Source organism: Streptomyces sp. SID8374, assembly GCF_009865135.1.
Classification (GTDB): domain Bacteria; phylum Actinomycetota; class Actinomycetes; order Streptomycetales; family Streptomycetaceae; genus Streptomyces.
The window spans coordinates 4,319,316-4,343,987 of record NZ_WWGH01000001.1 but is presented as its reverse complement, the minus strand read 5'-3'; the positions used below and the strand labels follow the sequence as shown (position 1 = coordinate 4,343,987).

Below are 24,672 nucleotides of genomic sequence, written 5' to 3'. Positions count from 1 at the left end.
AGGGGCCGGCTTCGGGGTGGCCGGGAGCAGGCCGATCGCCGCCGCCCCGCCGCCCCCGATGACCAGGCACACCCCCACCGCGACCACGGCCATCCGGCGCCGCTGGGCCCGCATGCCGCGTTCGGTGATGCGGGCCGCCGGGTCCGCGACGGAGCGGCCCTGCCCGAAGTCCCCGGCCTGCCGGAACAGGGACCGCAACGGATCGTGCGGACCCGACGGATCGTGCGGACCCGAGGAGTCCCGATGACCCTGCGATCCCTCCGGCCCCAAGGGGTCCCGTGGTTCAGACATCAGGAGCCTCCTCCATGCGGGGGTCCTCCAGACGGTGGGCGAGCGCCGCCCGTCCGCGGACCAGATGCGTCTTGATCGTGCTGGCGGAAAGCCCGGTCTCCCCGGCGATCTGCTCCACCGTGAGGTCGCACAGGTAGTGCAGGGTCAACGTCCGCCGCTGCTGCGCGGGCAGCTCCCGGAGCGCGTCGACCAGCACCACGTGGTCCGGGTCCGGCGGTGCGACGTGTTCCGCCGCACCGCTCCCCCGGCCCCACGCGTCCGCCGAACGCCGCCGGAAGCGCCAACGGCTCACCGCCAGCCGCCACGCGACCGTACGGATCCACGCCTCGGGCTGCCCGTCCCGCTCCAGCCGGCCGCGCCGGACCCACGCCTTGACGAAGGCCTCCTGCACGACGTCCTGCGCCTCCTGGAGGTCCCCCGTCATCACGTACAGCTGGCCTGTGAGACGCGCGACCGCCTGGGCGTAGAACTCTTCGAACTCCTCGACGGTCAAAAGTTGCTCCCGGATCTTTCGCTTCACCGGGTATACGCCCGCCGCCGGGCATCCGGTCTACAGCCCCGGCGAGCCATCGGAGTGATCGTCGTCACGGAACCCAGGGCGTCAGGAGCACGTCAGCCCGGCACTGCATCAGCCCACGCCCCCGACGCCCGGCCGCCAGGTCACTCCCGTCCGCCTGCCGGAACGACAGCAGCGACGACGCCGTAAAGGAACTGGCGTTCTTCACGCGGCGATCCTGCCGCACAACCGTTCCCACCGGCCCCGACCCCCTGCTCCTCCCGGAGCTCAAGCGGCGAGATCCGAGCGCTCTTTACGGTGATGGGGTGGATGGGTCACTTTTCCCACCCACCCTCCCTGCGACCGGAGTTGACCGCTTGTGACCGACTTGCGACGCGCAGTCGCCAGGCTCTAGCGTGCGGAAGAGCGACAGAAGAAAAGGACGACCCCTGTTGGTGGTGGAACACCGAACAGGGGCCTGACCAACGAAGATCGGAACAAGCGATCCCCATGGCTGCCAGCCAGCTTAGTGCTGACCCCCGCTCCCCGCACGAGACCCCGCCCACAACCCCGCACCCCATGGCCAAACCCGGCTACGGCAAGCGCACCGCCCCCGGCGAACGACCGCGCACCGAGCGCGACTTCGCCCACCTCCTTCCCCGTGACGCTGCCGTCGCCGCGTACGTCGACCGGCTGCCCGACGGCTCCGACATCTCCGTGAAGACGCTGGCCAAGCACCTCCCGTACGGACAGTGCGCCCTGAGCACCACCCTCAACCGGCTCCAGGCCGCCGGGCATCTGCGGCGCGGCAGGGAGTGCGTGATCACCGAGGAGATGATGTTCTGGGTGACCCGGACCTTCTTCTCCCGTACGGCACGCGAGGACGAGTGGTGGAACGCCTACGTCCGGGGCGACGCGCCGTCGGACCAGCCTCAACGGCCCACTCGCTCGCGGGCGTTCATCCTGCTGGCCGCCCTGGGACGTACGGCTCCGGCGCTGTCGCTGTCCGCCGCCGACTGCGTACGGCTGGAACCGCAGGTCAGCGAGTGGTTCGCGCGAGGTGCGACGGAGGCCGAGCTGCTGCACGCCCTGACCGCCGGCCTCCCCTCCCCCGTCCACTGCGCCGCCCGCCTCGTCGAACGCCGCCTCACCGACAAACTGCCACCCGAGCGGACCGTGCCGGCGCCCCGGACCGTCCTGCGCATCCTGGAGTGCGGCGAGTGCGGGGCCCCCGGCACCCCGGAGGCGCTGCTCGGCGGCCTGTGCCGGAAGTGCCGTGGGCCGGTGCCCGAGCCGCCGGTGGGTCCGCCGGGGGCCGTGCAGGCGCCCGGGGTACGGGAGCGGATGAACGCGGTCCGGGCGGGGCTGGTTCCCCGGCCCGAAAGGACATACCGATGACCGTGCAGCTCGTCCCCAGGTCCGACGGGGCACGATGGAGGGGAGGAGGCGACGCCATGCCCCCCAGCCCCGCCGATCACGCACCGCGCGCCCAGCTGTCCGTCGAGGAATTCGAGCAGCTGGCCCGCTCGGCCCCCGAGACCGTGACGCTTGAGCTCATCGACGGAAAGCTAGAGGTCAAGCCCGTTCCGGACGGGGATCACGACGAGATCATCATGTGGGTCGCGATGCAGTGCATGCAGCAGCAGCCGGAGCTGCGGCTTTACCGAGAGCGCGGGCTGCGGATCGGGGGATACCGCAATGGCCGTGCCCCGCCGGACGGCACCCTCGCCCGAGCGGGCCGCTACACCGAGGAGCTCAAGAGCTACGCCCGCTGACCCCTCACCGCACCTCCGCCGCCAGCTGCGTCGTCGCCAGTTCGCGGTAGAGGTCGTCCGACGCGATCAGCTCCTCGTGCGTGCCCGCCGTGCGGACGCGGCCCTCCTCCAGGACCACGATACGGTCGGCGTGGCGGACGGTGGAGAGGCGGTGGGCGATGACCAACACCGTTGCCTGCTCGGCCAGTTCGAGGATGACGTCGCGCAGCGCCTGCTCGTTGACCGCGTCCAGTTGCGAGGTCACCTCGTCCAGCAGCAACAGCCGGGGGCGGCGCAGCAAGGCGCGGGCGATGGCGATGCGCTGGCGTTCGCCGCCGGAGAGGGTGACGCCCCGGTGGCCGACCGCCGTGTCCAGGCCCTCGGGCAGCCGGGCGACCAGCGCGTCCAGGCGGGTGCGGGCCACCGCCTCCGTCAGCCGGTCCTCCGGGGCGTCGGGGGCCGCGAAGAGGAGGTTCTCGCGGAGGGTTCCGGCCAGGACCGGGGCGTCCTGTTCCACGTACGCGAGCGAGGCGCGCAGCTCCGTCAGCGGCCAGTCCCGGATGTCCCGGCCGTCCACGGTGATCGTGCCGCCGTCGTGGTCGTAGAACCGCTCCAGCAGGCTGAACACCGTCGACTTGCCCGCCCCCGACGGGCCCACCAGCGCCACCAGCCCGCCCGTCGGCACGTCGAACGTGACGCCCTTGTGGGCGGGGGCGCGCTCGTCCCCGTACCCGAAGGTCACGTCCTGGAAGGTGACGCGCAGGGGGCCGCCACCCTCCTTCAACTCGCCTACAGCCTCCGCCGGTTCGCCCGGCAGCGACTCCACCTCGTCGATCCTGCGTACGGCGGCGAGGCCGCTCTGCAAGCCCGTCCAGCCCTCGACCAGGCCGCCGATCGGGCCCATCAGGTAGAAGAGGTAGAGCAGGAACGCGATCAGCGAGGAGATCTCCAGGGAGCCCGACGCCACCCGCGCCCCGCCCACTCCCAGCACGGCCAGGAAGGCCAGTTGGATCGACATCATCATCGTGACGTCGGAGACCGAGGACCACTTCGCCACCGAGACACCCCGGTCGTGCGCATGGCGTGCCGCCTCCGCCACGGCCGCCGTCTCGCGCTCCTCCGCGCCGCTCGCCTTGACCGTACGGAACGCCTGGAGCACCCGGTCCAGCGCCGCGCCCATCGCGCCGACCGACTCCTGTGCGCGGAGTTGCGCGCGCTGAATGCGCGGCATGAGCAGAGCGGTTACGGCTCCGATACCGACGATCACCACCAGCGTCACGCCCAGCAGCGTGACGTCCATGTACGCCATGAACGCGACCGTCCCCAGCAGCATCAGCACGCTGTTGAACGACTCGACCAGGCCGCTGGAGAGGACCGTCCGGAGGAGGGTGGTGTCGCTGGTCACCCTCGATTGCAGGTCGCCGGGGGTCAGGCGGTCCACCGCCGGGACCTTCAACCGCATGATGCGGCCGACCAGTTGGTGGCGGGCGCGGAGGACGACGCCCTCTCCCGTACGGGCCATGAGGTAACGCCCGTACGCGGAGAGGCAGGCGCCCGCGAGGACGAGTGCGGTGAGCGCCACGAGCGGGGTCACGGGCGAGCGGTCGGCGGCGAACGCGTCCACCGCGTACTTCGCCATCAGCGGCATCGCCAGCCCGGCCGCCGAGCCGGCGAGCGAGAGCAGGCCCGCGCGGACGAGTACGCCGCGGTGGGGGCGGACCCGGGTGAGGAGGAGGCGGAGAGGGGCCGGGCCGGTCCCGCCCGCTTCGGAGGGCGATGCGGTCTCCTCCCGCGCCCCTACGGCCTCGGGCCGCCCGTCCGCCTCCGGCACTCCCACGGCCTCGGGCCGCCCGTCCGCCCCCGTCGGCCCCACGGCCTCGGGCCGCCCGCCCGCCCCCGGCGTCTCCGCGCCCTCAGGAGGCCTGTCCGCCCCCGTCGTCGTCCCCGCCACCGCGCTCACCCGGAACCCCCTCGCGTACCGACACCACCATCAAAGGACGCAGATCGGCCGACTCCGCCTGCTCGCCGACCGTACGTCCCCCCGCCTCCACCCAAGCATGCGGCGAGAACGGCGGTGCCGTCCGGACTCCCGCGCACCAGTCCGGCCAGCTCCCCGACATCCGGCACGCCAGCGCGATGGCCACCGAGCGGGGCAGGCAGCCGTAACGGCCCGCGCAGCGGCGGCTGGTGGCGGTGACCGCCTCGTACATCTCCAGCGTCTCGTCGTACGTCGCCGGGCGCGCGCCCCTGCTGCACCTCGCCAGCACCCGGCGCAGGCGGCCCGGCTTGAAGCGGGCCAGGACGAACGCGGCGGCGATCGCGGTACGCAGCCGCAGTCCGCCCGGGCCCGCGCCCCGGCGGGGCATCGTCATCTCGGTGGTCATGGGCGCAGGATCTTCGCCTCGACCAGCTGGCGGGTCAGCTCGGCCACGTCCGACTCCGCCTCGGCGCGCTCCACGTCGAACTCCGCGACGATACGTTCGACGGCCGCTTCGGGGGCCTCGCCGGCCGCCAGGGTCTCGACCACGATCACGCTGGTGTCGTTCAACTGCCAGTAGCTGCCGTCCTTTTCGTCGAGGAGCACTCCTCCGTACTCGGTCGTCGTGACGGCTATGCCTTTTCTGAGCTTCACAGTCATGCCTCGCTGGTCGTGGTCGTGGGGGTCAACTCGGGGGTGGGCCAAGCGTTCTCGGCCGTACGGAGCCAGGTCTCCCCGGCCACCGTGGAGCTGATGGAGTGCTCCACCAGGACGGGTGAGAAGGGTTCGGCCGCCAGTCGGAGCAGGTGGCGGGCGTCCACCAGGCCGTGTTCGGCGAGGCGGGAGCCGGTCCACAAGTCGGCGAGTTCCGGGGCGTGTTCGCGCAGGCCCTGGTGTTCGTCGGAGGACATGTGGTCCTTCGTCGTACGGGCCAGCAGCGCATCCGGCACCACCCCGCGCATCGCCTCGACGAGCAGCGGCTTGTAGCGCCAGGGGCTGATCCGGTCCGCCAGGCGTACGGCGAGGGTCGCCTCCAGGACCCGGTCGTCGTAGAAGGGCGCGGCGACCGGCAGCCCGATCGTCATGCCGATGTCCTCCATCGCCTGGAAGTGCCGCGCCCCCATCCGTACCGCGTCGATGTCCACATGCCGCCCCCGCCACGGGTCGATCGGCTCGGCCTCCTCGGCGGCCGCCCGGAACTCCTCGGCGATCAGGGCGTTCGCGTGGTCCGTGAACCACGGGCGCAGGGACTGCCGTACGCCCCAGGAGAGGAGCGGGGTCCGGGTGACCGGCTGGGGTTCGGGGGTGACCGCGCCCGCCAGCCAGCGGGGGAACGTGGAGCGGTTGAGCAGGGCCTTCAGGGTGGGGAGGAGGGGCCAGCCGAGCTGGTGGCGCAGGCCGCCGAGGTGGTTCCAGGCGGTGAGGGGGTTGCCGTGGAAGAGGTCCTGGTAGGCGTGGGGCAGGCCGAGGAAGAGTTCGTCGCCGCCGTAGCCGGTGAGGTGGTAGCGGGAGCCTGTGGCGTGGGCGCGGCTGAGGAGCAGGTGCGCGCGGGCGCGGCCGGGGGCGACGGGGAGCGGTTCGTCGTTGAGCTCGGCGGAGGTGGCGGTCAAGTCCGCGTAGAAGTACGGGGCTTGGTCGGCCGGGATGATGTGGTGGGCCAGGTCCGGGGCGGCTTTACCGCTCCGGCTTACGACTTCCGGGGTGCTCCCGTTCGCCGTCTCCACCGCCCTCCGCGCCCACGTCTCGTCCTCGCTGTAGCGGTCCCGGGCGGCCACCGTCAGCAGGGACAGCGTGGCCGGGGCGGTCGCGCGGGCGGCAAAGGTGAGGGCCGTCGAGTCCAGGCCGCCGGAGAGCTCGCAGCTGATCCGGTCCAGGCCGCCGACATGGGCCCGTACGGAGGCGGCGACGGCGTCCCCGAGTCTTCGGGCCCCCTCCGCCAGGGGGAGTTCCGGTGGCGGGGGCTCCCACCAGCGGTACTCGCGAGGGCCGGGGGCGGCGGCCGTGCCCGGTGCTGCGACGGGCAGGGCCAGTCCGTACCCGGCCCCGGTCTCGTGCACGCCCCGCCACAGGACGCGTCGGCTCAGGGGGTGCGGCAGGAAGTCCAGCATGCGCAGGGCGAGTGCGCCGTCGTCCAGGGGCGCGCCGGTCAGGCGGGCGAGGACGGCCGGGCGGTCGGAGGCGAGGGTCCCGGCCTCGGCGTGCCGGGCGTGGTAGATCCGGCGCAGGCCGGAGGCGGTGCCCCGGATCCAGGTCTCGCCGGAGAGGCGCGCGACGACGTGGTGCAGGCCGGGGAGCCGGGCGAGGCGGCGTTCCAGGGCGGCCCGGTCGCGTACGCCCTCCAGGAGGCCGGCGAGCACGGGCTCGGGGACGCGGTCGGGTCCGATGAGCACGAGGGCGTCGTCGCCCCGGCGGAGGTGGCTGACCTTGCGGACCAGGGGGCGGGCTACGACCCAGGGGCGGCCCGAGGGGTGGGCGACGGTCAGGACGTCGCCCACCACCGCGGTCGCTTCCGGTGCGGTCGGGTCCGGTGCGGGAAGCTGCCCGGCCACCGCGTGGCCCGCCACGCTGTCCGGCAGGACGACGAAGTAGTCACGCAGCAGGCCGGGCATCTTCACCTTTCGGAAGTTCTCACACCGTGCACAGGGAACCGGTCGGCGGTTCAGATGATGCGCCGGACCCAGTACTCCTTGTACGAGCCGTAGAAGTAACCGGCGGTCTTCTTCGAAAAGTCGCCCTGCTTGAACAGCGACGGCTTCACGTAAGCCTTCTTCTGCTGCTTCATGACACCTTCCCTTCTGTGCGGTTGACGACCGTTATGCCCAAATGGCTTCCGCATAACTGGAGTTACTCATGCGACTGGTGTTCACCGGGTGAACACCAGAGCCATCATGTCCCGCTGCCGGACCGGTACGCGTGATTCCGACCCACCGCCCGAAGTTGGCCGGATAGCGCGAGCGACGGGGGCGGGAGCCGCTGCCGTCGGCCGCCCCTCAGGGCACCGACCGGTCGGCATGTGCAGTCGCACACCGGCGGGCCGCGATGGGCGGGTGGACTGGACCAATGGCCGTACGGTGCCGTCCGACCCGGCGGTGAGCTGCCCGGGGATCGGACCGCCCACGGCGGAACGGAGGAACCAGCAGCGCCGCGCGCCCGGTGGCGCCCGCAGCGGCGCTACCCCACCGGCGGCCGGCGCGCCACCGACATCACCGAAACCGGTCGAACACGTGTTGCCGTACGTCGCGGGGGCCTGCAAGTAGCCATTCGGCCATGCCCGACCGCTCGTTCGGGTCCATCAGGGGCTCTCGGCGCCCGTCAACACCCCTCAGCGGCCCGGTCGCCCAGCATCACGCACCCGGTAGCCGCCCCAGGCCGCCACTCCGGTGCCCAGCAGCAGCGGGATCATGCCGTAGCCGACGATCGTCGACGAGTGCGCGAACCACCGCCCGCCCTCGGTCAGCTGGGTCGCGGTGATCGTCTCGGGGTCGTTCCGGCCGTCGTGGTCCGCGAAGCTGATCCGGGTGGGCCCGACGCCGTCCGCCGCACCGAAGCAGTGCCAGACCGTCTGCCCCTTGCTGGTGCGCGTGTCGCGGCAGTCGATGTCGCCGAAGGTCTCCACCCGCATGCCGAGGAGGCCGGAAAGGCCCGTGCCCGTCGCCACGATGAACAGGCCCGCCGCGAACAGCACGGCCCCGCCCAGGACGAGCGAGACCCCCTTGAGCCGTCCTCCGCCCGTTCTCCCCGCCGTACTCCCGCTCATGCCCGCCCCGCCCCCGTACCCGTAAGAAACCCACCGACCGCTCCCCCGCAGTCTCCCAGCAGACCCCGGACACGCCACAGGGGCGGGCACCTCCCGTGAAGGAGATGCCCGCCCCTGTGGGACGTGCGTGGAGCTTCGACCGGTCGTGAGGACCCGATCAGAAGTCCATGTCACCGCCCGGCATGCCGCCCGGAGTGGCCGCGCCGGCCTTCTCGGGCTTGTCGGCGATGACGGCCTCGGTGGTGAGGAAGAGCGCGGCGATGGAGGCGGCGTTCTGCAGAGCGGAGCGCGTGACCTTCGCCGGGTCGATGATGCCCTCGGCGATCATGTCCACGTACTCGCCGGACGCGGCGTTGAGGCCGTGACCGATCGGCAGGTTGCGGACCTTCTCGACGACGACGCCACCCTCGAGACCACCGTTGACGGCGATCTGCTTGAGCGGGGCCTCCAGCGCGAGCTTCACGGCGTTGGCGCCGGTCGCCTCGTCACCCGTGAGGTCCAGCTTGTCGAAGACTGCCGAGGCCTGGAGCAGAGCCACGCCACCACCGGCGACGATGCCCTCCTCGACGGCGGCCTTGGCGTTGCGCACCGCGTCCTCGATGCGGTGCTTGCGCTCCTTGAGCTCCACCTCGGTGGCGGCGCCGGCCTTGATGACGGCCACGCCGCCGGCCAGCTTCGCGAGGCGCTCCTGGAGCTTCTCGCGGTCGTAGTCCGAGTCGGAGTTCTCGATCTCGGCGCGGATCTGCTTGACGCGACCCTGCACCTGCTCGCTGTCACCGGCACCGTCGACGATCGTGGTCTCGTCCTTGGTGATGACGACCTTGCGGGCGCGGCCGAGCAGGTCCAGGCCGGCGTTCTCCAGCTTGAGACCGACCTCCTCGGAGATCACGGTGCCACCGGTGAGGATGGCGATGTCCGCGAGCATGGCCTTGCGGCGGTCGCCGAAGCCCGGGGCCTTGACGGCGACGGACTTGAACGTGCCCTTGATCTTGTTGACGACCAGGGTGGAGAGCGCCTCGCCCTCGACGTCCTCGGCGATGATCAGCAGGGGCTTGCCCGACTGCATGACCTTCTCCAGCAGCGGGATCAGGTCCTTGACGCTGGCGATCTTCGAGTTGACGATCAGGATGTACGGGTCGTCGAGAGACGCCTCCATACGCTCCATGTCGGTCGCGAAGTAGGCCGAGATGTAGCCCTTGTCGAAGCGCATACCCTCGGTGAGCTCAAGCTCCAGACCGAAGGTCTGGGACTCCTCGACGGTGATGACGCCTTCCTTGCCGACCTTGTCCATCGCCTCGGCGATCTTGGCGCCGATCTCGGTGTCGGCGGCGGAGATGGAGGCGGTCGAAGCGATCTGCTCCTTGGTCTCCACGTCCTTGGCCTGCTCCAGCAGAGCGGCGGAGACGGCCTCGACGGCCTTCTCGATGCCCCGCTTGAGGGCCATCGGGTTGGCGCCTGCGGCGACGTTGCGCAGACCCTCGCGGACGAGAGCCTGGGCGAGAACGGTGGCGGTGGTCGTACCGTCGCCGGCGACGTCGTCCGTCTTCTTGGCGACCTCCTTGACCAGCTCCGCACCGATCTTCTCGTACGGGTCCTCGAGCTCGATCTCCTTGGCGATGGAAACACCATCGTTGGTGATCGTGGGCGCGCCCCACTTCTTCTCGAGGACGACGTTACGGCCCTTGGGGCCGAGGGTGACCTTGACGGCGTCGGCGAGCTGGTTCATCCCGCGCTCGAGACCGCGCCGTGCCTCCTCGTCGAACGCGATGATCTTGGCCATGTGAAGTGGTCCTCCCGGACAGGGGTGGATTCTCCGGACCGAGAGGCGCCCGCGACGGACGGCCTGCCTGCGTGGTGGTTCCTTGCCCCACCGCGCCTGCGGGCCTCACCGGCCCGGTCCAAGTTTCTGTCACTCTCACCTGGAGAGTGCTAATGCCAATGATTAGCACTCGACCCCCGAGAGTGCAAGCGACTCAGGCCAAGGCCCGCCATGACCCGGGCCGGGTCCGGCCATCCGGTCCCGGGACGCGCGTAGGGCCCGATCCCCTGATCCGGGGTCGGGCCCTACGTGCGTGAGTAGTGACGTCGGACGGCCGCGCCGGGCGTCAGCCGACGGCGAGCTTGACCATGTCGGCCTGGGGCCCCTTCTGGCCCTGCGAGATCTCGAATTCAACTCGCTGACCCTCTTCGAGGGTGCGGTACCCGTCCATCTGGATCGCGCTGTAGTGGACGAAAACATCCGCACCACCGTCGACCGCGATGAAGCCGTACCCCTTCTCCGCGTTGAACCACTTGACGGTGCCCTGAGCCATGCCTAACTCCCCTATAACTGGCCCTTGCACGGGACCGCACTTCGCGGCCCCGGGTCGGAACTCACCCTCCGACAGGAGAGGGTGCGCGGCGCCGCAGCGCGTCGACCGCGGCCGAATGTATCCGCCCAACTGCCCTCTGCAACAGGTCAATCGGACGAGAATTCTGGGCACGGGCGAACGCCCGAATATGCGGGATTGCTGAAATTTACGGGCAAGTCGGGCCAGGCAAAGGCCACTTATGCCTCAAGGGGTTCACGTACTTTGGCTGCTTCTTATCGGGGCCGGGCGCATTCTCATATGCGGGCGGCACGCGCAGCGAAGGGGGCTTCCCCAACTCTACCGCGCTCAACCATGCAGAATTGCCCCCTCCGCTTTGTGCAGCGGAGGGGGCAACTGTTGTTCAGCTGAAGGTCGTCGGATCAGCAGCCGCCGGCCACGGCCGGGATGATCGAGATGCCGGCGCCGTCGGGCGTGGCGGCGTCGAGGCCGCCCTCGAAGCGCACGTCGTCGTCGTTGACGTACACGTTGACGAAGCGGCGCAGCTTGCCCTGGTCGTCCAGGACGCGGGCGGCGATGCCCGGGTGGTCCTTCTCCAGGGAGTCGATGACCTCGGAGAGCTTCGCGCCCTCCGCCGTGACCTCGGCCTGGCCGCCCGTGTACGTGCGGAGGATGGTGGGGATGCGGACCTTGACGCTCATGGTGGGTGCCCTTCTTGCTTCGGTCTCGGTGCGGTGGGTCGTCAGGCGGAGGCGAGGCCCGCGGCGCGGAAGGCGTCCAGGCTCGGCTTGATGGTGGCCGTCGCCTGCGAGGTCGCGGAGACCGCGTCGAGGGTCTTGAGGCCGTCACCGGTGTTCAGGACGACGGTGGTGAGCGCCGGGTCGATCACGCCCGCCTCGATGAGCTTCTTGGTCACGCCGAGCGTCACGCCGCCCGCCGTCTCGCCGAAGATGCCCTCGGTGCGCGCCAGCAGCTTGATCGCGTCGACGACCTGCTCGTCGTTCACGTCCTCCACGGCGCCGCCGGTGCGGCGGGCGATGTCCAGGACGTACGGGCCGTCCGCCGGGTTGCCGATGGCCAGGGACTTGGCGATGGTGTTCGGCTTCTGGGGCCGTACGACGTCGTGCCCGGCCTTGAAGGCGGCGGAGACCGGCGAGCAGCCCTCGGCCTGGGCGCCGAAGATCTTGTACGGCCTGTCCTCGACCAGGCCGAGCTTGATCAGCTCCTGGAACCCCTTGTCGATCTTCGTCAGCTGGGAGCCGGACGCGATCGGGATGACGATCTGGTCGGGCAGCTTCCAGCCGAGCTGCTCGCAGATCTCGTACGCCAGGGTCTTGGAGCCCTCGCCGTAGTACGGGCGCAGGTTGACGTTGACGAAGCCCCAGCCCTCGCCGAGCGGGTCGCCGATGAGCTCGGAGCAGAAGCGGTTGACGTCGTCGTAGTTGCCCTCGATGCCGACCAGCTCACCGCCGTACACCGCGGCCATGACGACCTTGCCCTGCTCCAGGTCGTGCGGGATGAAGACGCAGGAGCGCAGTCCGGCGCGGGCGGCGGCGGCACCGACGGCACCGGCCAGGTTGCCCGTGGAGGAGCAGGACAGGGTGGTGAAGCCGAAGGCGCGGGCGGCCTCGACGGCGATCGCGACGACACGGTCCTTGAAGGAGTGCGTCGGGTTGCCGGAGTCGTCCTTGACGTACAGGCCGCCGGTGACGCCCAGCTCACGGGCGAGGTTGTCGGCCTTGACCAGCTTGGTGAAACCGGGGTTGATATTGGGCTTCTCCGCGACATCGGCGGGCACCGGCAGCAGCGGGGCGTAGCGCCAGATGTTGTTCGGACCGGCCTCGATGCGCTTCTTCAGCTCCTCGGCGGAACCGGTCGGCAGGTCGTACGCCACTTCCAGTGGTCCGAAACAGGACGCACAGGCGAAAAGGGGGCCGAGCTCGAAACGCTCGCCGCACTCGCGGCAGGAAAGCGCCGCGGCGGGACCGAGGTCCACGGGGGCGGTGGTGGCATTACCTGCAATGGTCTGAACAGCCATGATGGCGGAGGCCCTTTCTCCTCATCTTCCTTGCGGCGCATTTCGCCACAAGACGGAATTGGCACCTTCCCCACCGTGACCTCGCGGCCGGTAGGAGGGTTGCCGGGACTTCAACGGGCCGTTCCCTCAGTCCCTCTGGATGAGCTCTGTGGCACTGGATCTTCGATCCAGGCGTTTGTGTGCGGACGGACCCCGACATGCGACGGTCATCCGCGTTGTTCAAGACTGTAACCGAAGGACCGGACTGTTGAGATAGTCGTCCGAACGGCGAGATGGATCACATACCGCTCACACGCAAGGAGTTCCGACCGTGCTCGAAGAGGTGGAACGCTGGCTGACCAGGCGTTCCTGGTCGTCCGCCGACCGCCCGCTGAACCGGCTCACCGACGCCCGGGCCGCCGACCCTCACCGTACGTCGGTGAGTGTGGTGCTGCCCGCGCTGAACGAGGAGGCCACGGTCGGCGCCATCGTGGCGACGATCCGGCGGGAGCTGATGGAGAAGGTCCGGCTGGTCGACGAGCTGGTGGTGATCGACTCCGGTTCCACCGACGCCACCGCCGCCGTGGCGCGCGCGGCGGGCGCCCGGGTGGTGCACCGGGACGCGATCCTGCCCCGGATCCCGGCCCTGCCCGGCAAGGGCGAGGTGCTGTGGCGGTCGCTCCTGGTCACCAGCGGCGAGATCGTCTGCTTCGTCGACGCCGACCTCAAGGACTTCTCGGCGGACTTCGTCTCGGGGACGGTGGGCCCGCTGCTCACGGACCCCGCGGTCCAGTTCGTCAAGGCGATGTACGACCGTCCGCTCGGCGACAGCGCAGGTCAGGGCGGCCGCGTCACCGAATTGGTGGCACGCCCGCTGCTCAATCTGCACTGGCCGCAGCTGGCCGGCTTCGTACAGCCGCTGGGCGGCGAGTACGCGGTGCGGCGGTCCTTGCTGGAGCGGCTGCCGTTCCCGGTCGGTTACGGGGTGGAGCTGGGGCTCCTCGTCGACGCCCTGCACACCGTGGATCTGGACGCGCTGGGCCAGGTCGACGTGGGGGTGCGGCGCCACCGCCACCAGGACGGGCAGGCGCTGGGCCGGATGGCCGCGGCGATCTACCGCACGGCGCAGCTGCGGCTCTCCCGGGGCCATCTGGTGCGGCCCGCGCTGACGCAGTTCGAGCGGGGCGAGGAGGGGTTCGTGCCGCGCACCCATGCGGTGGACACGGAGGAGCGGCCGCCGATGCGGGAGATCGAGGAGTACGCGGAGCGGTGGGCGGCGTGAGGCGCGGGGCTCCGGCGGCTCTGAGGTGTGCGCGGGCGCGGTGGGCGGCGTGAGGCGCGGGCGGTAGGAGGCGTGGGGCGCGTGAGGCTTGAGCGGCCGGGGGCCCTGAGGCGTTTGGCGGCTTCCCTTACGGGCTAGGTTCCGCTACATGGTCTCCGAGCACGCACCCTCCTCCACCGCCCAGGTTCTCGTCGCGTCCAACCGCGGCCCCATCACGTACACGCTCGGCGAGGACGGGACTCTCGACGCCAAGCGCGGCGGGGGCGGTCTCGTCTCCGGGCTGAGCGCCGTCGACGACAAGCTCTGGGTCTGCGCGGCCCTCGGCGACGGCGACCGCGAGGCGGTACGGCGCGGGGTCGGTGAGCCGGGCGTACGGATGCTGGACATCGACGCCGAGGTCCACGCCGACGCGTACAACGGCATCGCCAACTCGGTGCTCTGGTTCGTCCACCACCTGCTCTACCAGACCCCCGTGGAGCCGGTCTTCGACGCGGAGTTCCGGCGCCAGTGGGCCTCGTACGAGACGTACAACCGGGCCTTCGCCCGGGCGCTCGCCGAGGAGGCGGGGCCGGGGGCGGCGGTGCTGGTGCAGGACTACCACCTGGCCCTGGTCCCCGGGATGCTCCGCGAGCTGCGCCCGGACCTGAGGATCGGCCACTTCTCGCACACCCCGTGGGCGCCGGTGGACTACTTCCGGCTGCTGCCCGACGACATCGGCGAGCAGCTGCTGCGCGGCATCCTCGGCGCGGACCGGGCCGCGTTCCTGACCCGGCGGTGGGCGGACGCGTTCATCAGCTGCTGTACGGAGATCCTCGGCGGGACGGGCCGCACCAGGATCGGGGTGCACGGGCTGGGGGCGGACGCGGACTTCCTGCGGCGGCGCTCGCAGGAGGCGGACGTCGACGAGCGCATGGAGGCGCTGCGGGAGCAGGTGGGCGAGGGCCGGAAGACCATCGTCCGGGTGGACCGCACCGAGCTGTCCAAGAACATCGTGCGCGGCCTGCACGCGTACCGGGCCCTGCTGGAGACCCGCCCCGAGTGGCGCGAGCGCGTGGTCCACGTGGCCTTCGCCTACCCCTCCCGCCAGGACCTCTCGGTCTACCGGGACTACACGGCGGCGGTGCAGACTCTGGCAACGGAGATCAACGGGGAGTACGGCACGGAGAGTTGGACGCCCGTCGTCCTCCATGTGAAGGACGACTTCGCCCGCTCGCTCGCCGCGTACCGGCTGGCGGATGTGGCCCTGGTCAACCCGATCCGGGACGGCATGAACCTGGTCGCCAAGGAGGTCCCCGTCGTCTCCGACCACGGCTGCGCGCTGGTGCTGTCGCGGGAGGCGGGGGCGTACGAGGAGCTGGGCGAGGACGCGATCGTGGTGAACCCGTACGACGTGGTGGGCACGGCGGAGGCGCTGCACGAGGCTTTGTCGATGAGCGCCGAGGAGCGGACCGGCCGCACGAAGCGGCTGGCGGAGGCGGCGACCGCGCTCCCGCCGCAGCAGTGGTTCCTGGACCAGCTGGAGGCGCTGCGGCAGGAGTGAGGGGCGCCCAGGGCCTGTCGTCAAACTGCCGTCTGCCGTGCGACGCCTGGCCCTAGAGGCGGTCCGCCAGGGCCGCCAGGAAGTCCACCACGGCGGCCGGGCCGGGGACCAACAGGTCGGCGCGCTCCGCCAGTTCGGGCACCTCGGCGCTGCCGCTGCACACCAGCAGGCCGGGGATGCCGTCCGGGCCGTCGCCGCGCAGCTTCTCCACGGCGGCGAAGGCGGCGAGGTCCCCGAGGTCGTCGCCCGCGTACAGGACGGACTCGGCGTCGACCTCGTCGATGTACGTGGCGAGCGCGACGCCCTTGTCCATGCCGGGCGGGCGCAACTCCAGGACCTGGCGGCCCGGTTCGAGGATCAGCCCGTGGTGCGCGGCCAGCTCGCCGAGGGGGCCGCGCAGGGTTTCGAAGGCCGCCTGCGGGTCTGCGGCGCGGCGGGTGTGGACGGCGACGGCCTGCCCCTTCTCCTCGATCCAGGTGCCGTGCCAGGAGCCGAACTTGTGCAGTACGCCGGGGAGTTCGGCCCGCGCGGCGGCGACGCCGGGGTGCGGGGCGGGGGCGTTCACGGTGCCGGTGGCGGCGTCCCAGCGCTCGGCGCCGTAGTGGCCGAGGACCACGAGGTGGTCGAGGCCGGGGACGCCCGCGAAGCCGCCGTAGCGCACGGCGACGCCTGCGGGGCGGCCGGTGATCACGGCGACCGAGGCGACCTTGGGGGCGAGTGCGGCGAGCGCCTCCACGGCGCCGGGGTGGGCGCGGGCGCGTTCGGGGTCGGGGACGATGTCGGCGAGGGTGCCGTCGAAGTCGAGGGCGATGACCGCGCGGTCGGGGCGGGCGAGGATGGCGTCCAGGCCCTCGCGGCCGGCCGGGGTGGTCGGGGTCGGAATCGGCGGCTGTACGGAGTGGCTGCCCATGGGGTGAGCGTAGCGGGGTGCGGCGGGCTACGGGGCCCGGGCCCGGCCGGGGCTCCGCCCCGCACCCCCCGCAGGGGAAAGCCGGGGGCGGCAAAATCAAGCCCCTCCGGCGATTGAGGAGCGGGGGGCCGGGGCAGCGCCCCCCGAAAGGCTCAGCGCCGCTCGCGCCTCTCCGCCCGCAGCCGCCGCAGGCGGTTCACCGTCACCGGATCCTCCCGCAGCGCCCGCTCGTCCTCGATCAGCGCGTTGAGGAGCTGGAAGTAGCGGACCGGCGAGATCCCGAGCTCCTCCCGGATCGCCCGCTCCTTCGCCCCCGGCCCCGCCCACGACCTCCGCTCCAGCGCGAGCAGAGCACGGTCACGGTCGGACAGCCCGGCAGGGGAAGGCGCGGGATCGGCGTCGGAAGCGGTCATACAACCAACCTAACCGCGCCCGACCCCACCGCGCCCACCTGCCTACTCCGCGCTCTCCGCCTTCGTCGCCTCGGCCGCTATCGCCCCGAGCACCCGCTCCGGGCTCCCGCCGGGGGCCACCGCCTCGCCGACGTTCGTCTTGATCGCCTCGCTCACCGTCGCCCAGGACGTCTTGCCGAAGGGAGGTAGCTGGGAGTTGGGCAGCGCCGCCAGGAACTCGCGCAGCTTCGCGTGCTTGGCGTCGGTCTCCATCTCGGCGGAGGCGCTGCCGGTCACCGGGAGCAGGTCGTACTCGTCGGCGAAGGCGAGCACGTTCTCGTCGGAGTAGGCGTAGTCGAAGAACTTGCCGATCGCCTGGCGGTTGCCGTTCTGCTTGAAGCCCATCATCCAGTCGGCGACACCCATCGACCCCTTGGTCGGGCCCTCGGCGCCGGGCAGCGGCACCATGCCGACCTTGACGCCCTTGGCCTCGGCCTCCTCCATCAGCGTGGGGTGGCCGTTGAGCATGCCGACCTCGCCCTTGGTGAACGCCTCGAAGGCCTTGGCCCGGTCCAGCTTGCCCGGGGCGACGGGGCCGGTGAGGCCCTTGCCGACGAGGTTGTCCCGCAGCCAGGTGAACGTGGCGATGTTCTGGGCCGAGTCGATGTCGTACAGGCCGACGTCGTCGACGTAACCGCCGCTGTTGCTCAGCAGCCACATCATGGTCTCGGCCTGGGCCTCCTCCTGGCCGAGCGGCAGGGCGAAGGGGTACTTGACGCCCTTGGCCTTGAGCGCGGCGGCGCCGCTCTGGATGTCGGCCCAGGTCTCGGGGGCGTCCAGGCCCGCCTGGTCGAAGAGCTTCTCGTTGTAGAAGAGCAGCCGGGTGCTGGCGACGAACGGGAGCCCGTACAGCGTGCCGTCGACCTTGCCCGCGTCCGTGAGGGAGGGCAGGAAGTTGGCCTGGGTGCGGATGGAGACCATCTGGTCGACGCTGTAGAGCTTGTCGGCCTTGGCGAAGTCGGCGTACGCACCGATCTGCGCGATGTCGGGGGCCTTGCCCGCCTTCACCATCTCCGCGACCTTGCGGTCGACGTCCTTCCAGGAGAGGACGGTGACATCGACCTTGATGCCGGGGTTCTCCTTCTCGAAGCCCGCCGCGACACCGCTCCAGTATTTCTCGGAGCTGTTGGCCGAACTGGTGCCGTAGTCGGCGGCGACCAGCTTGAGGGTGACGTCGCCCGTGCCGCTGTCACCGCCGCAACCCGACAACGTTGCCGTCATACCCAGCGCGGCCACCACCGCGGTCAGAACCGTAAAGCGCCGCTGCACAGCCTCGCCCATCCTCGTTGATCCATCTGGTCGCGGGCGGTGGCGCGACGTCACCGCGCGGACCTCGCCATCGGTCGGCCGCGGTGCCGCCACCCGTCCTGCCACCGTCCGGATGAACTGCGATTTTCCCCCATCGCGGAGGGGGAGGTCTACACCACAGGCGTATCGCTTCGGCAACGTATACGGACCTCGGGGGCCACAACTGGCTTACGTGGTCTGGCAGTCGGGGCCCCGAACACGTATCTTGGTCCAGACCATTGATCGGGCAGGCCTCTGATCCGGGTGCCCATTTCGTGGCTTTCCGGCAGGAAACCGTCACCCTGCACTCGTTCATCGTTTTGTATGCGTGCGCAACAAACCACGCTAGTGGACTAGACCTTTTAGGGGTCGGCGGGCGAAACTGTCTCCCGTGAGACATGTCATCGCCCTCGATGTGGGCGGCACCGGAATGAAGGCCGCGCTGGTCGGGACCGACGGCACGCTGCTCCATGAGGCGCGGCGGGCCACCGGCCGGAAGCGCGGCGCCGACGCGGTCGTCGAGACGATCCTCGCGTTCGCCGCGGACCTGCGCGCCTACGGCGAGGAGCACTTCGGCGAGGCCGCCGTCGCGGCGGGCGTCGCCGTGCCCGGCATCGTCGACGCCGAGAAGGGGATCGCGGTCTACGCCGCCAACCTCGGCTGGCGCGACGTACCGCTGCGCGCCCTGCTCGGCGAACGCCTCGGCGGGATCCCGGTCGCCCTCGGCCACGACGTACGCACCGGAGGGCTCGCCGAGGGCCGCATCGGGGCGGGCCGGGGCGCCGACCGGTTCCTGTTCGTGCCGCTGGGCACCGGGATCGCCGGGGCCATCGGGATCGCGGGCGAGATCGAGGCGGGCGCCCACGGGTACGCGGGCGAGATCGGCCACATCGTGGTCCGCCCCGACGGACCGGACTGCGGCTGCGGCCAGCGCGGCTGTCTGGAGACCCTGGCCTCCGCCTCCGCGGTGACCCGGGCCTGGGCAGCCGCCTCCGGGGACCCGGATGCGGACGCCGCGGACTGCGCGAAGGCCGTCGAGTCGGGCGACCCGGCCGCGATCGCGGTCTGGCGGGACGCGGTCGACGCGCTCGCCGCCGGACTCGTCACCGCGCTCACCCTGCTGGACCCGCGCACGCTCATCATCGGTGGCGGTCTCGCCGAGGCCGGGGAAACCTTGTTCACACCACTGCGTGCGGCCGTCGAGGAACGCGTCACGTTCCAGAAGCTGCCCCACATCGTCCCGGCGGCCCTCGGGGACACCGCCGGATGCCTGGGCGCGGGGCTGCTCGCCTGGGATCTACTCTCCACGGAGGTTTCCGCCTGATGGCCGGACGCGCAGCAGACAGCACGGTCCTCGCGGGCGCCCGGGTGGTCCTTCCCACCGGGACCGTGGAGGACGGCCGGGTGGCCGTCGAGTCCACCCGGATCGCGGACTCCGCCCCCGAGGACGCCCGGGTCATCGACCTGCCCGGCCACTGGGTGGTCCCCGGCTTCGTGGACATGCACAACCACGGCGGCGGCGGGGCCTCCTTCACCTCCGGCACCGTCGACGAGGTCCTGCACGGCATCCGTACGCACCGCGAGCACGGCACCACCACCCTGGTCGCCTCCACGGTGACCGGCGAGATGGACTTCCTCGCCCGCCGCGCCGGGATCCTCTCCGAGCTGGTCGAACAGGGCGACCTGGCCGGGATCCACTTCGAGGGCCCCTTCATCTCGCCGTGCCGCAAGGGCGCCCACAGCGAGGACCTGCTGCGCGACCCGGACCCGGCCGAGGTCCGCAAGCTGCTGGACGCGGCCCGGGGCACCGCCCGGATGTTCACCCTCGCCACCGAGCTGCCCGGCGGCATCGACTCCGTACGGCTGCTCGCCGAGCACGGGGTCATCGCCGCGATCGGCCACACGGACGCGACGTACGAGCAGACCGTCGAGGCGATCGACGCGGGCGCCACCGTCGCCACGCACCTGTTCAACGCGATGCCCCCGATCGCCCACCGCGAGCCCGGTCCGATCACCGCGCTCCTGGAGGACGACCGGATCACCGTGGAGCTGATCAACGACGGTACGCATCTGCACCCGGCGATCCTTGAGCTGGCCTACCACCACAAGGGCGCCGGCCGGGTCGCGCTGATCACCGACGCGATGGACGCGGCCGGGTTCGGCGACGGGGAGTACCAGCTCGGCCCGCTCGCCGTCTCGGTCACCGACGGGGTGGCCCGGCTGGTGGAGGGCGGGTCCATCGCGGGCTCCACGCTCACCCTGGACACCGCGTTCCGCCGGGCCGTCACCATCGACAAGATCTCCGTGGAGGACGTCGTACGGTCCATCTCGGCCAACCCCGCCCGCCTCCTGGGCGTCGACGACCGGGTCGGTTCGCTGGAGCCGGGCAAGGACGCGGACCTGGTGGTCCTCGACGAGGACTTCGTGCTGGCGGGCGTCATGCGCAAGGGCGAGTGGATCATCGAGCCGAAGACGGCGTGAGCGCCCGCCCCCGAGGGGCACGTAACGAAGAGATGGCGGTCGGACCCGAGGGCTGGGCCCGGCCGCCCTCCCTTTGGCATGATCAACAGGCCCGTACCCGCGGGCCGCACGGATCGGCGGACCGACAGAGCGAGGGAGGTGGCCGGACCAGATGATCCTGACCGTCACTCTGAACACCGCACTCGACGTGACGTACACCGTCGACGCGCTCGTCCCGCACGCCAGCCACCGGGTCGGCGAGGTCACCGAGCGCCCCGGCGGCAAGGGGCTCAACGTGGCCCGGGTGCTGGGCGCGCTGGGCCACGAGAGCGTGGTCACCGGCTTCGTCGGCGGGGCCACCGGGGGCGTCCTGCGCGACCTCCTCGCCCCGCTCCCGCCGCGCGACGCCCTCGTCCCCGTCGCCGGGAACACCCGCCGCACGCTCGCGATCACCGACCGCTCCACCGGCGACACCACCCAGCTCAACGAGGCCGGACCGCAGGTGAGCGCCGCCGAGTGGGCCGCGTTCCTGCGGACGTACGAGGAGCTCGTCGCGGCCGCCGACGCGGTGGCCCTCTGCGGCTCGCTGCCGCCCGGCATCCACGTCGGCGCCTACGCCGAGCTGGTCCGGATCGCCCGCGCCGCCGCCGTACCCGTGCTCCTGGACACCAGCGGCGAACCCCTGCGCCGGGGCATCGCCGCCCGCCCCGACCTGGTCAAGCCGAACGCGGACGAGCTGGCCCAGCTTACCGGCTTCCGCGAACCGCTGCGCGCCGCCCGCGACGCCCGCCGCCGGGGCGCCCACGCGGTGATCGCCTCCCTGGGCCCCGAGGGCGTCCTCGCCGTCACCCCGGACGGCACCTGGCGCGCCGCCCCGCCCGCCCCCGTCCGCGGCAACCCGACCGGAGCGGGCGACTCCGCGGTGGCCGGCCTGCTCTCCGCCCTGGCCGAAGGGCTGGACTGGCCCGATCGGCTCGCCCGGGCGGTGGCCCTGTCGACGGCTACGGTGCTGGCCCCGACGGCGGGAGAGTTCGACGCGGCGGCGTATGCGGAGCTGCTGCCGCGGGTGAGGGTGGAGAGCACGGGCGAAGCGGCCTGACCGGGGAGACGGGACAACGGAAAACGGCCCGCCGAGGAAGTCGACGGGCCGTTCACAGGACATCGAGGGCGAAGGCTTCAGCTCTGGGTGACTTCCAGCCAGTCCAGCAGCACGTCGCACTGGTTGCCGTCCTCGCACGAGATCTTGATCTCGTTCTCGCCCTTCTTGAGGTCGACCGGCGCCCAGGTGGTCTGCCAGTTCTTCTCCCACGCCGGGTCGGAGGACTTGATGAAGTTCTTCAGGCCGATCGGCTGGCTGTTCTTCTTGCCGTTGACCGTCAGTGTGGCGTCGGCGTCCTTGGCCGGGACGGCGTAGCGCACGGAGAGGCGGTAGGACCCCTCGGTCTTCATCTCCGCCCGCCAGGTCACGGAAGAGCCGACCTCGTTGAAACCGGTGACGTACGTTCCGTTCACCCCCTGGGCCCCTTCGATGGATTTGTCCACCGTGGCGGGCCCGCCCAGCGTCAGCGTCGCCGCGTCCTGCTTCGGGAGTTCGACCGGCTTCGGAGTCTCCTCGGGCTTCTTCTCCGGCTTGCCGGACTCCTCGGCCTTGTCGGCGGGGCCCTCCGAAGACACGGCCTCGTTCTTCTTGTCCTTGTCGCCCTCGTTGCCCGAGAGCAGCGCGGCGCCGATGCCGATGAGGACGACCGCGACCACGGCGACCGCCGCGATCAGCAGCGCCTTGGTGTTCGGGCCGCCCCGGCCGCCGGAGCCGCCGCCGCCCGGCACGGAGCCGTGCTGTGCGGTGGTCGCGCCGCCCGGGTAGGTCTCGGGGGCCGCGTACTGCGGGTTCGGCGCGTTGTACTGCTGCTGGGGCTGCTGGCCGTAAGCCTGCTGGGGCGGGTAGCCGTAACCGTGCTGCGGCGGCACCTGGTGCTGCCCGTACTGGCGCTCACCGACCGTGCGCACCTGGTTGTACGACGTCCTGGGCACGCCCGGCTGCGCGGCCGGACCCGGGTAGCCGTAGCCGCCCTGACCGGGCGGCTGGGCGCCTGCCGCTTGTCCGTCCGCGTACAGATAGCCGAACGGATCGTCGTCCTCGGGCTTGCTCGCGCCGTTGTTTCCGGCCGTCATCCCTGGGTCACTCCTCACCATGTCGCCAGCCGTCGCCGACCGGCCGAGCCTACCTCGAACGGAGCACAGCCCGAATTGCGATCACGGACCGGACGGGCCGGGCGGAGGGGGTACGGGGCAGGGGAGGGAAGCGTTCATGAACGTCAGCCGGCCCTGCGGTGAACCTTCGAGCGGGACCGCTTCTCGACGTACATCCGCTGGTCGGCGGAGCGCAGGACCTCTTCCACGCTCATCCCGCACTCGGCCCAGCCGATGCCGAAACTCGCCCCGACCCGGACGGCGCGCCCGTCGACCCTTATGGGCGGAATGATGGCATTTCGCAGACGTACGGCCAGGTCAGCGGCGTCCGCCGCCCCGAGGCCGTCCGCGAGAACGACGAATTCGTCACCTCCGAGCCGCGCGACCGTGTCGCCGTCCCGGACGCAGGTGGACAGCCGCCGCGCGACCTCTATGAGAACCGCGTCACCCGTGTGGTGGCCGAAGCGGTCGTTGATGGACTTGAAGCCGTCGAGGTCGCAGAAGAGGACCGCGAGCCCCTTCGTGCCGTCGTCGTGCTCCGCGTCGGGGGCGACCGTGTGCACATGGTGGTCGTAGAGCCCGCCGCCGGGCGCCACCTCCCCCTCGTACCCGTCGGCCTGGTAGCCGTGGGTGAGGGACGACTCGACGTCCCCGTACGCCGCGTCCAGCGCCTCGATCGCGGTGGCGGCCGGGGAGTTCGGCCGCTCGCAGATCCGGGCGCTGAGGCGGGACTTCAGCTCGGCGCTGTTGGGGAGGCCGGTGAGCGCGTCGTGCGAGGCGCGGTGGGCGAGGTTCAGCTCGTGGCGCTTGCGCTCCTCTATGTCCTCGATGTGGGTGAGGAGGAAGCGCGGCCCGTCCGCCGTGTCGGCGACGACCGAGTTGCGCAGGGAGACCCAGAGGTACGTCCCGTCCCGCCGCCCGAGCCGCAGCTCGGCCCGGCCGCCCTCGGCGGAGGTGCGCAGCAGGGTGCCGATGTCCTCGGGGTGGACCAGGTCGGCGAAGGAGTAGCGGCGCAGTACGGAGGCGGGGCGGCCGAGCAGCCGGCACAGGGCGTCGTTGGTGCGCAGCAGCCGGCCGTGCTGGTCGCCGCCCATCTCGGCGATGGCCATCCCGCTGGGCGCGTACTCGAAGGCCTGGCGGAAGGACTCCTCGCTGGCCCGCAGCGCCTGCTGTTCGCGTTCGAGCCTGACCAGGGCGCGCTGCATGTTTGCTCGGAGGCGAGCGTTACTGATCGCAATGGCGGCCTGGGAGGCGTACATCTGGAGCGCTTCGCGCCCCCATGCGCCGGGGCGGCGCCCGTTGCGCGGACGGTCGACGGATATGACCCCCAGGAGGTCCCGTCCGCCCCCGGAGGCGTACATCGGGGCGTAGAGCCGGTCCAGGGGGTGCCACTCGTCCTCGAACCGGGGCTCGGGGCCCTCGGTGTGCCACTGCGGTACGTCGTCGTCGAGGAGGACCCAGCCCTCGGTGTGCGGGATGAACCGCAGCTGGTCCCAGGACTCGCCCATGGAGAGCCGGCGCTCCCAGGAGGCGCGGGAGCCGACGCGGCCGGTGATCAGGGCCTCGGCGGCGGCGTTGCCCGCGAAGGCGGCGATGACGAGGTCGCCGTCGGGCCGGACCAGGTTGACGCAGCCCAGCTCGTAGCCGAGACCGGTGACGATGCCGTCCGCCACGGTCTGCAACGTGTCCGCCAGACTCCGCGCCGTGTTGAGATCAGCGACGGCCTGGTGCAGCTGCCGCATGGTCGCAAGGCGGACGTAGGGCTCCGACTCGGCCTCCATTGCTCGCACTCCCCGAGACCTCGACAGCAACTCCAGGTTTCATATCGACGTACTTGTTGCAGTGTCACGGCCACTGAATCACAGTGAGCTGTGCACCCGGTACACAGGGTCAGCAGAAAATGGACTCTGTGACTCAAGTCACAACAGATGGTTCAGGGGTTGGGGTGA

The 24,672-nt window shown here is 71.3% G+C and carries 22 protein-coding genes, 1 pseudogene and 1 riboswitch; of the genes and pseudogenes, 7 read left to right on the top strand and 16 right to left on the bottom strand.

Translation table 11 applies throughout. The features are described from left to right. Nucleotides 1–283: 283 nt before the first annotated feature. Nucleotides 284–784 carry a SigE family RNA polymerase sigma factor gene (locus GTY67_RS19255; protein WP_161279473.1) on the bottom strand — a complete coding sequence of 167 codons (501 nt, stop codon included), beginning with the start codon at nucleotides 782–784 and terminating at the stop codon, nucleotides 284–286. Between the two features lie 582 nt (nucleotides 785–1,366). Here GTY67_RS19255 and GTY67_RS19250 point away from each other — a divergent pair. Then, nucleotides 1,367–2,185 carry a hypothetical protein gene (locus GTY67_RS19250; protein ID WP_202461496.1) on the top strand — a complete coding sequence of 273 codons (819 nt, stop codon included), beginning with the start codon at nucleotides 1,367–1,369 and terminating at the stop codon, nucleotides 2,183–2,185. 56 nt (nucleotides 2,186–2,241) lie between these two features. Next, nucleotides 2,242–2,517 (top strand): annotated as a pseudogene (locus GTY67_RS19245) (Uma2 family endonuclease); the annotation flags it as partial. Nucleotides 2,518–2,566: 49 nt separating this feature from the next. Here GTY67_RS19245 and GTY67_RS19240 read toward each other — a convergent pair. From GTY67_RS19240 to thrC, 10 genes are all read right to left on the bottom strand, one after another. Continuing rightward, nucleotides 2,567–4,492, bottom strand: a complete 1,926-nt coding sequence (locus tag GTY67_RS19240; protein WP_161280173.1) for an ABC transporter ATP-binding protein — start codon at nucleotides 4,490–4,492, stop codon at nucleotides 2,567–2,569. Continuing rightward, nucleotides 4,455–4,925 (bottom strand): lasso peptide biosynthesis B2 protein, encoded by a 471-nt coding sequence (locus tag GTY67_RS19235; RefSeq protein ID WP_161279471.1) that lies wholly within the window; start codon nucleotides 4,923–4,925, stop codon nucleotides 4,455–4,457. The genes GTY67_RS19240 and GTY67_RS19235 overlap by 38 nt, the downstream gene beginning before the upstream one ends. Then, on the bottom strand, nucleotides 4,922–5,173 hold the full coding sequence (locus GTY67_RS19230) for a lasso peptide biosynthesis PqqD family chaperone (RefSeq protein WP_093694019.1): 252 nt from the start codon (nucleotides 5,171–5,173) through the stop codon (nucleotides 4,922–4,924). The genes GTY67_RS19235 and GTY67_RS19230 overlap by 4 nt, the downstream gene beginning before the upstream one ends. Before the next feature lie 2 nt (nucleotides 5,174–5,175). Beyond that, nucleotides 5,176–7,128 carry an asparagine synthase-related protein gene (locus tag GTY67_RS19225; protein WP_161280172.1) on the bottom strand — a complete coding sequence of 651 codons (1,953 nt, stop codon included), beginning with the start codon at nucleotides 7,126–7,128 and terminating at the stop codon, nucleotides 5,176–5,178. Nucleotides 7,129–7,178: 50 nt separating this feature from the next. Continuing rightward, nucleotides 7,179–7,301 (bottom strand): keywimysin-related RiPP, encoded by a 123-nt coding sequence (locus tag GTY67_RS19220; protein ID WP_018511015.1) that lies wholly within the window; start codon nucleotides 7,299–7,301, stop codon nucleotides 7,179–7,181. A 540-nt stretch (nucleotides 7,302–7,841) separates the two neighbouring features. Further along, the gene (locus GTY67_RS19215) at nucleotides 7,842–8,276 is read right to left on the bottom strand and encodes a hypothetical protein (RefSeq protein ID WP_161279470.1); all 435 of its coding nucleotides are present in this window, start codon (nucleotides 8,274–8,276) and stop codon (nucleotides 7,842–7,844) included. 157 nt (nucleotides 8,277–8,433) lie between these two features. Further along, a complete protein-coding gene (groL, locus tag GTY67_RS19210; RefSeq protein ID WP_161279469.1) occupies nucleotides 8,434–10,056 on the bottom strand; it encodes a chaperonin GroEL in 1,623 nt (540 codons plus the stop codon). A 325-nt stretch (nucleotides 10,057–10,381) separates the two neighbouring features. Next, nucleotides 10,382–10,588 (bottom strand): cold-shock protein, encoded by a 207-nt coding sequence (locus GTY67_RS19205; protein ID WP_003967346.1) that lies wholly within the window; start codon nucleotides 10,586–10,588, stop codon nucleotides 10,382–10,384. Nucleotides 10,589–11,007: 419 nt separating this feature from the next. Next, the gene (locus GTY67_RS19200) at nucleotides 11,008–11,286 is read right to left on the bottom strand and encodes a MoaD/ThiS family protein (protein WP_018511018.1); all 279 of its coding nucleotides are present in this window, start codon (nucleotides 11,284–11,286) and stop codon (nucleotides 11,008–11,010) included. A 41-nt stretch (nucleotides 11,287–11,327) separates the two neighbouring features. Beyond that, nucleotides 11,328–12,623: a threonine synthase gene (gene thrC, locus GTY67_RS19195; RefSeq protein WP_093694015.1), complete on the bottom strand. Its 1,296-nt coding sequence runs from the start codon at nucleotides 12,621–12,623 to the stop codon at nucleotides 11,328–11,330. A gap of 18 nt (nucleotides 12,624–12,641) precedes the next feature. After that, a riboswitch (SAM riboswitch) is annotated at nucleotides 12,642–12,769 on the bottom strand. A 164-nt stretch (nucleotides 12,770–12,933) separates the two neighbouring features. On the opposite strand from thrC, the gene GTY67_RS19190 reads away from it, so the two are divergent. Both GTY67_RS19190 and GTY67_RS19185 read left to right on the top strand, forming a co-directional pair. Beyond that, entirely contained in the window at nucleotides 12,934–13,884 is a 951-nt protein-coding gene (locus tag GTY67_RS19190; RefSeq protein ID WP_161279468.1) for a glucosyl-3-phosphoglycerate synthase, read from the top strand. Nucleotides 13,885–14,032: 148 nt separating this feature from the next. Continuing rightward, nucleotides 14,033–15,424 carry a trehalose-6-phosphate synthase gene (locus tag GTY67_RS19185; RefSeq protein ID WP_093694013.1) on the top strand — a complete coding sequence of 464 codons (1,392 nt, stop codon included), beginning with the start codon at nucleotides 14,033–14,035 and terminating at the stop codon, nucleotides 15,422–15,424. Between the two features lie 52 nt (nucleotides 15,425–15,476). Here the strand turns inward: GTY67_RS19185 and otsB are convergent, their stop codons facing one another. From otsB to GTY67_RS19170, 3 genes are all read right to left on the bottom strand, one after another. Then, nucleotides 15,477–16,334: a trehalose-phosphatase gene (gene otsB / locus GTY67_RS19180; protein ID WP_093694012.1), complete on the bottom strand. Its 858-nt coding sequence runs from the start codon at nucleotides 16,332–16,334 to the stop codon at nucleotides 15,477–15,479. 152 nt (nucleotides 16,335–16,486) lie between these two features. After that, nucleotides 16,487–16,747, bottom strand: a complete 261-nt coding sequence (locus tag GTY67_RS19175) for a DUF3263 domain-containing protein (RefSeq protein ID WP_093694011.1) — start codon at nucleotides 16,745–16,747, stop codon at nucleotides 16,487–16,489. A gap of 42 nt (nucleotides 16,748–16,789) precedes the next feature. Continuing rightward, entirely contained in the window at nucleotides 16,790–18,067 is a 1,278-nt protein-coding gene (locus GTY67_RS19170) for an extracellular solute-binding protein (protein WP_093694010.1), read from the bottom strand. Nucleotides 18,068–18,464: 397 nt separating this feature from the next. Between GTY67_RS19170 and GTY67_RS19165 the strand changes: the two genes are divergently transcribed. The 3 genes from GTY67_RS19165 to GTY67_RS19155 all read left to right on the top strand — a co-directional run bounded on the left by GTY67_RS19165 (nucleotide 18,465) and on the right by GTY67_RS19155 (nucleotide 21,632). After that, nucleotides 18,465–19,397: an ROK family protein gene (locus GTY67_RS19165; protein ID WP_093694009.1), complete on the top strand. Its 933-nt coding sequence runs from the start codon at nucleotides 18,465–18,467 to the stop codon at nucleotides 19,395–19,397. Then, nucleotides 19,397–20,554 carry an N-acetylglucosamine-6-phosphate deacetylase gene (gene nagA / locus GTY67_RS19160; protein ID WP_161279467.1) on the top strand — a complete coding sequence of 386 codons (1,158 nt, stop codon included), beginning with the start codon at nucleotides 19,397–19,399 and terminating at the stop codon, nucleotides 20,552–20,554. Before GTY67_RS19165 ends, nagA begins: the two co-directional genes overlap by 1 nt. A gap of 151 nt (nucleotides 20,555–20,705) precedes the next feature. Then, the gene (locus GTY67_RS19155; protein WP_161279466.1) at nucleotides 20,706–21,632 is read left to right on the top strand and encodes a 1-phosphofructokinase family hexose kinase; all 927 of its coding nucleotides are present in this window, start codon (nucleotides 20,706–20,708) and stop codon (nucleotides 21,630–21,632) included. Nucleotides 21,633–21,709: 77 nt separating this feature from the next. Here the strand turns inward: GTY67_RS19155 and GTY67_RS19150 are convergent, their stop codons facing one another. Then, complete coding sequence (locus tag GTY67_RS19150) at nucleotides 21,710–22,705, bottom strand: CBM35 domain-containing protein (RefSeq protein ID WP_093694006.1); 996 nt, start codon at nucleotides 22,703–22,705, stop codon at nucleotides 21,710–21,712. A gap of 143 nt (nucleotides 22,706–22,848) precedes the next feature. Next, nucleotides 22,849–24,504 (bottom strand): diguanylate cyclase CdgB, encoded by a 1,656-nt coding sequence (gene cdgB, locus GTY67_RS19145; RefSeq protein WP_161279465.1) that lies wholly within the window; start codon nucleotides 24,502–24,504, stop codon nucleotides 22,849–22,851. Nucleotides 24,505–24,672 lie beyond the last annotated feature (168 nt).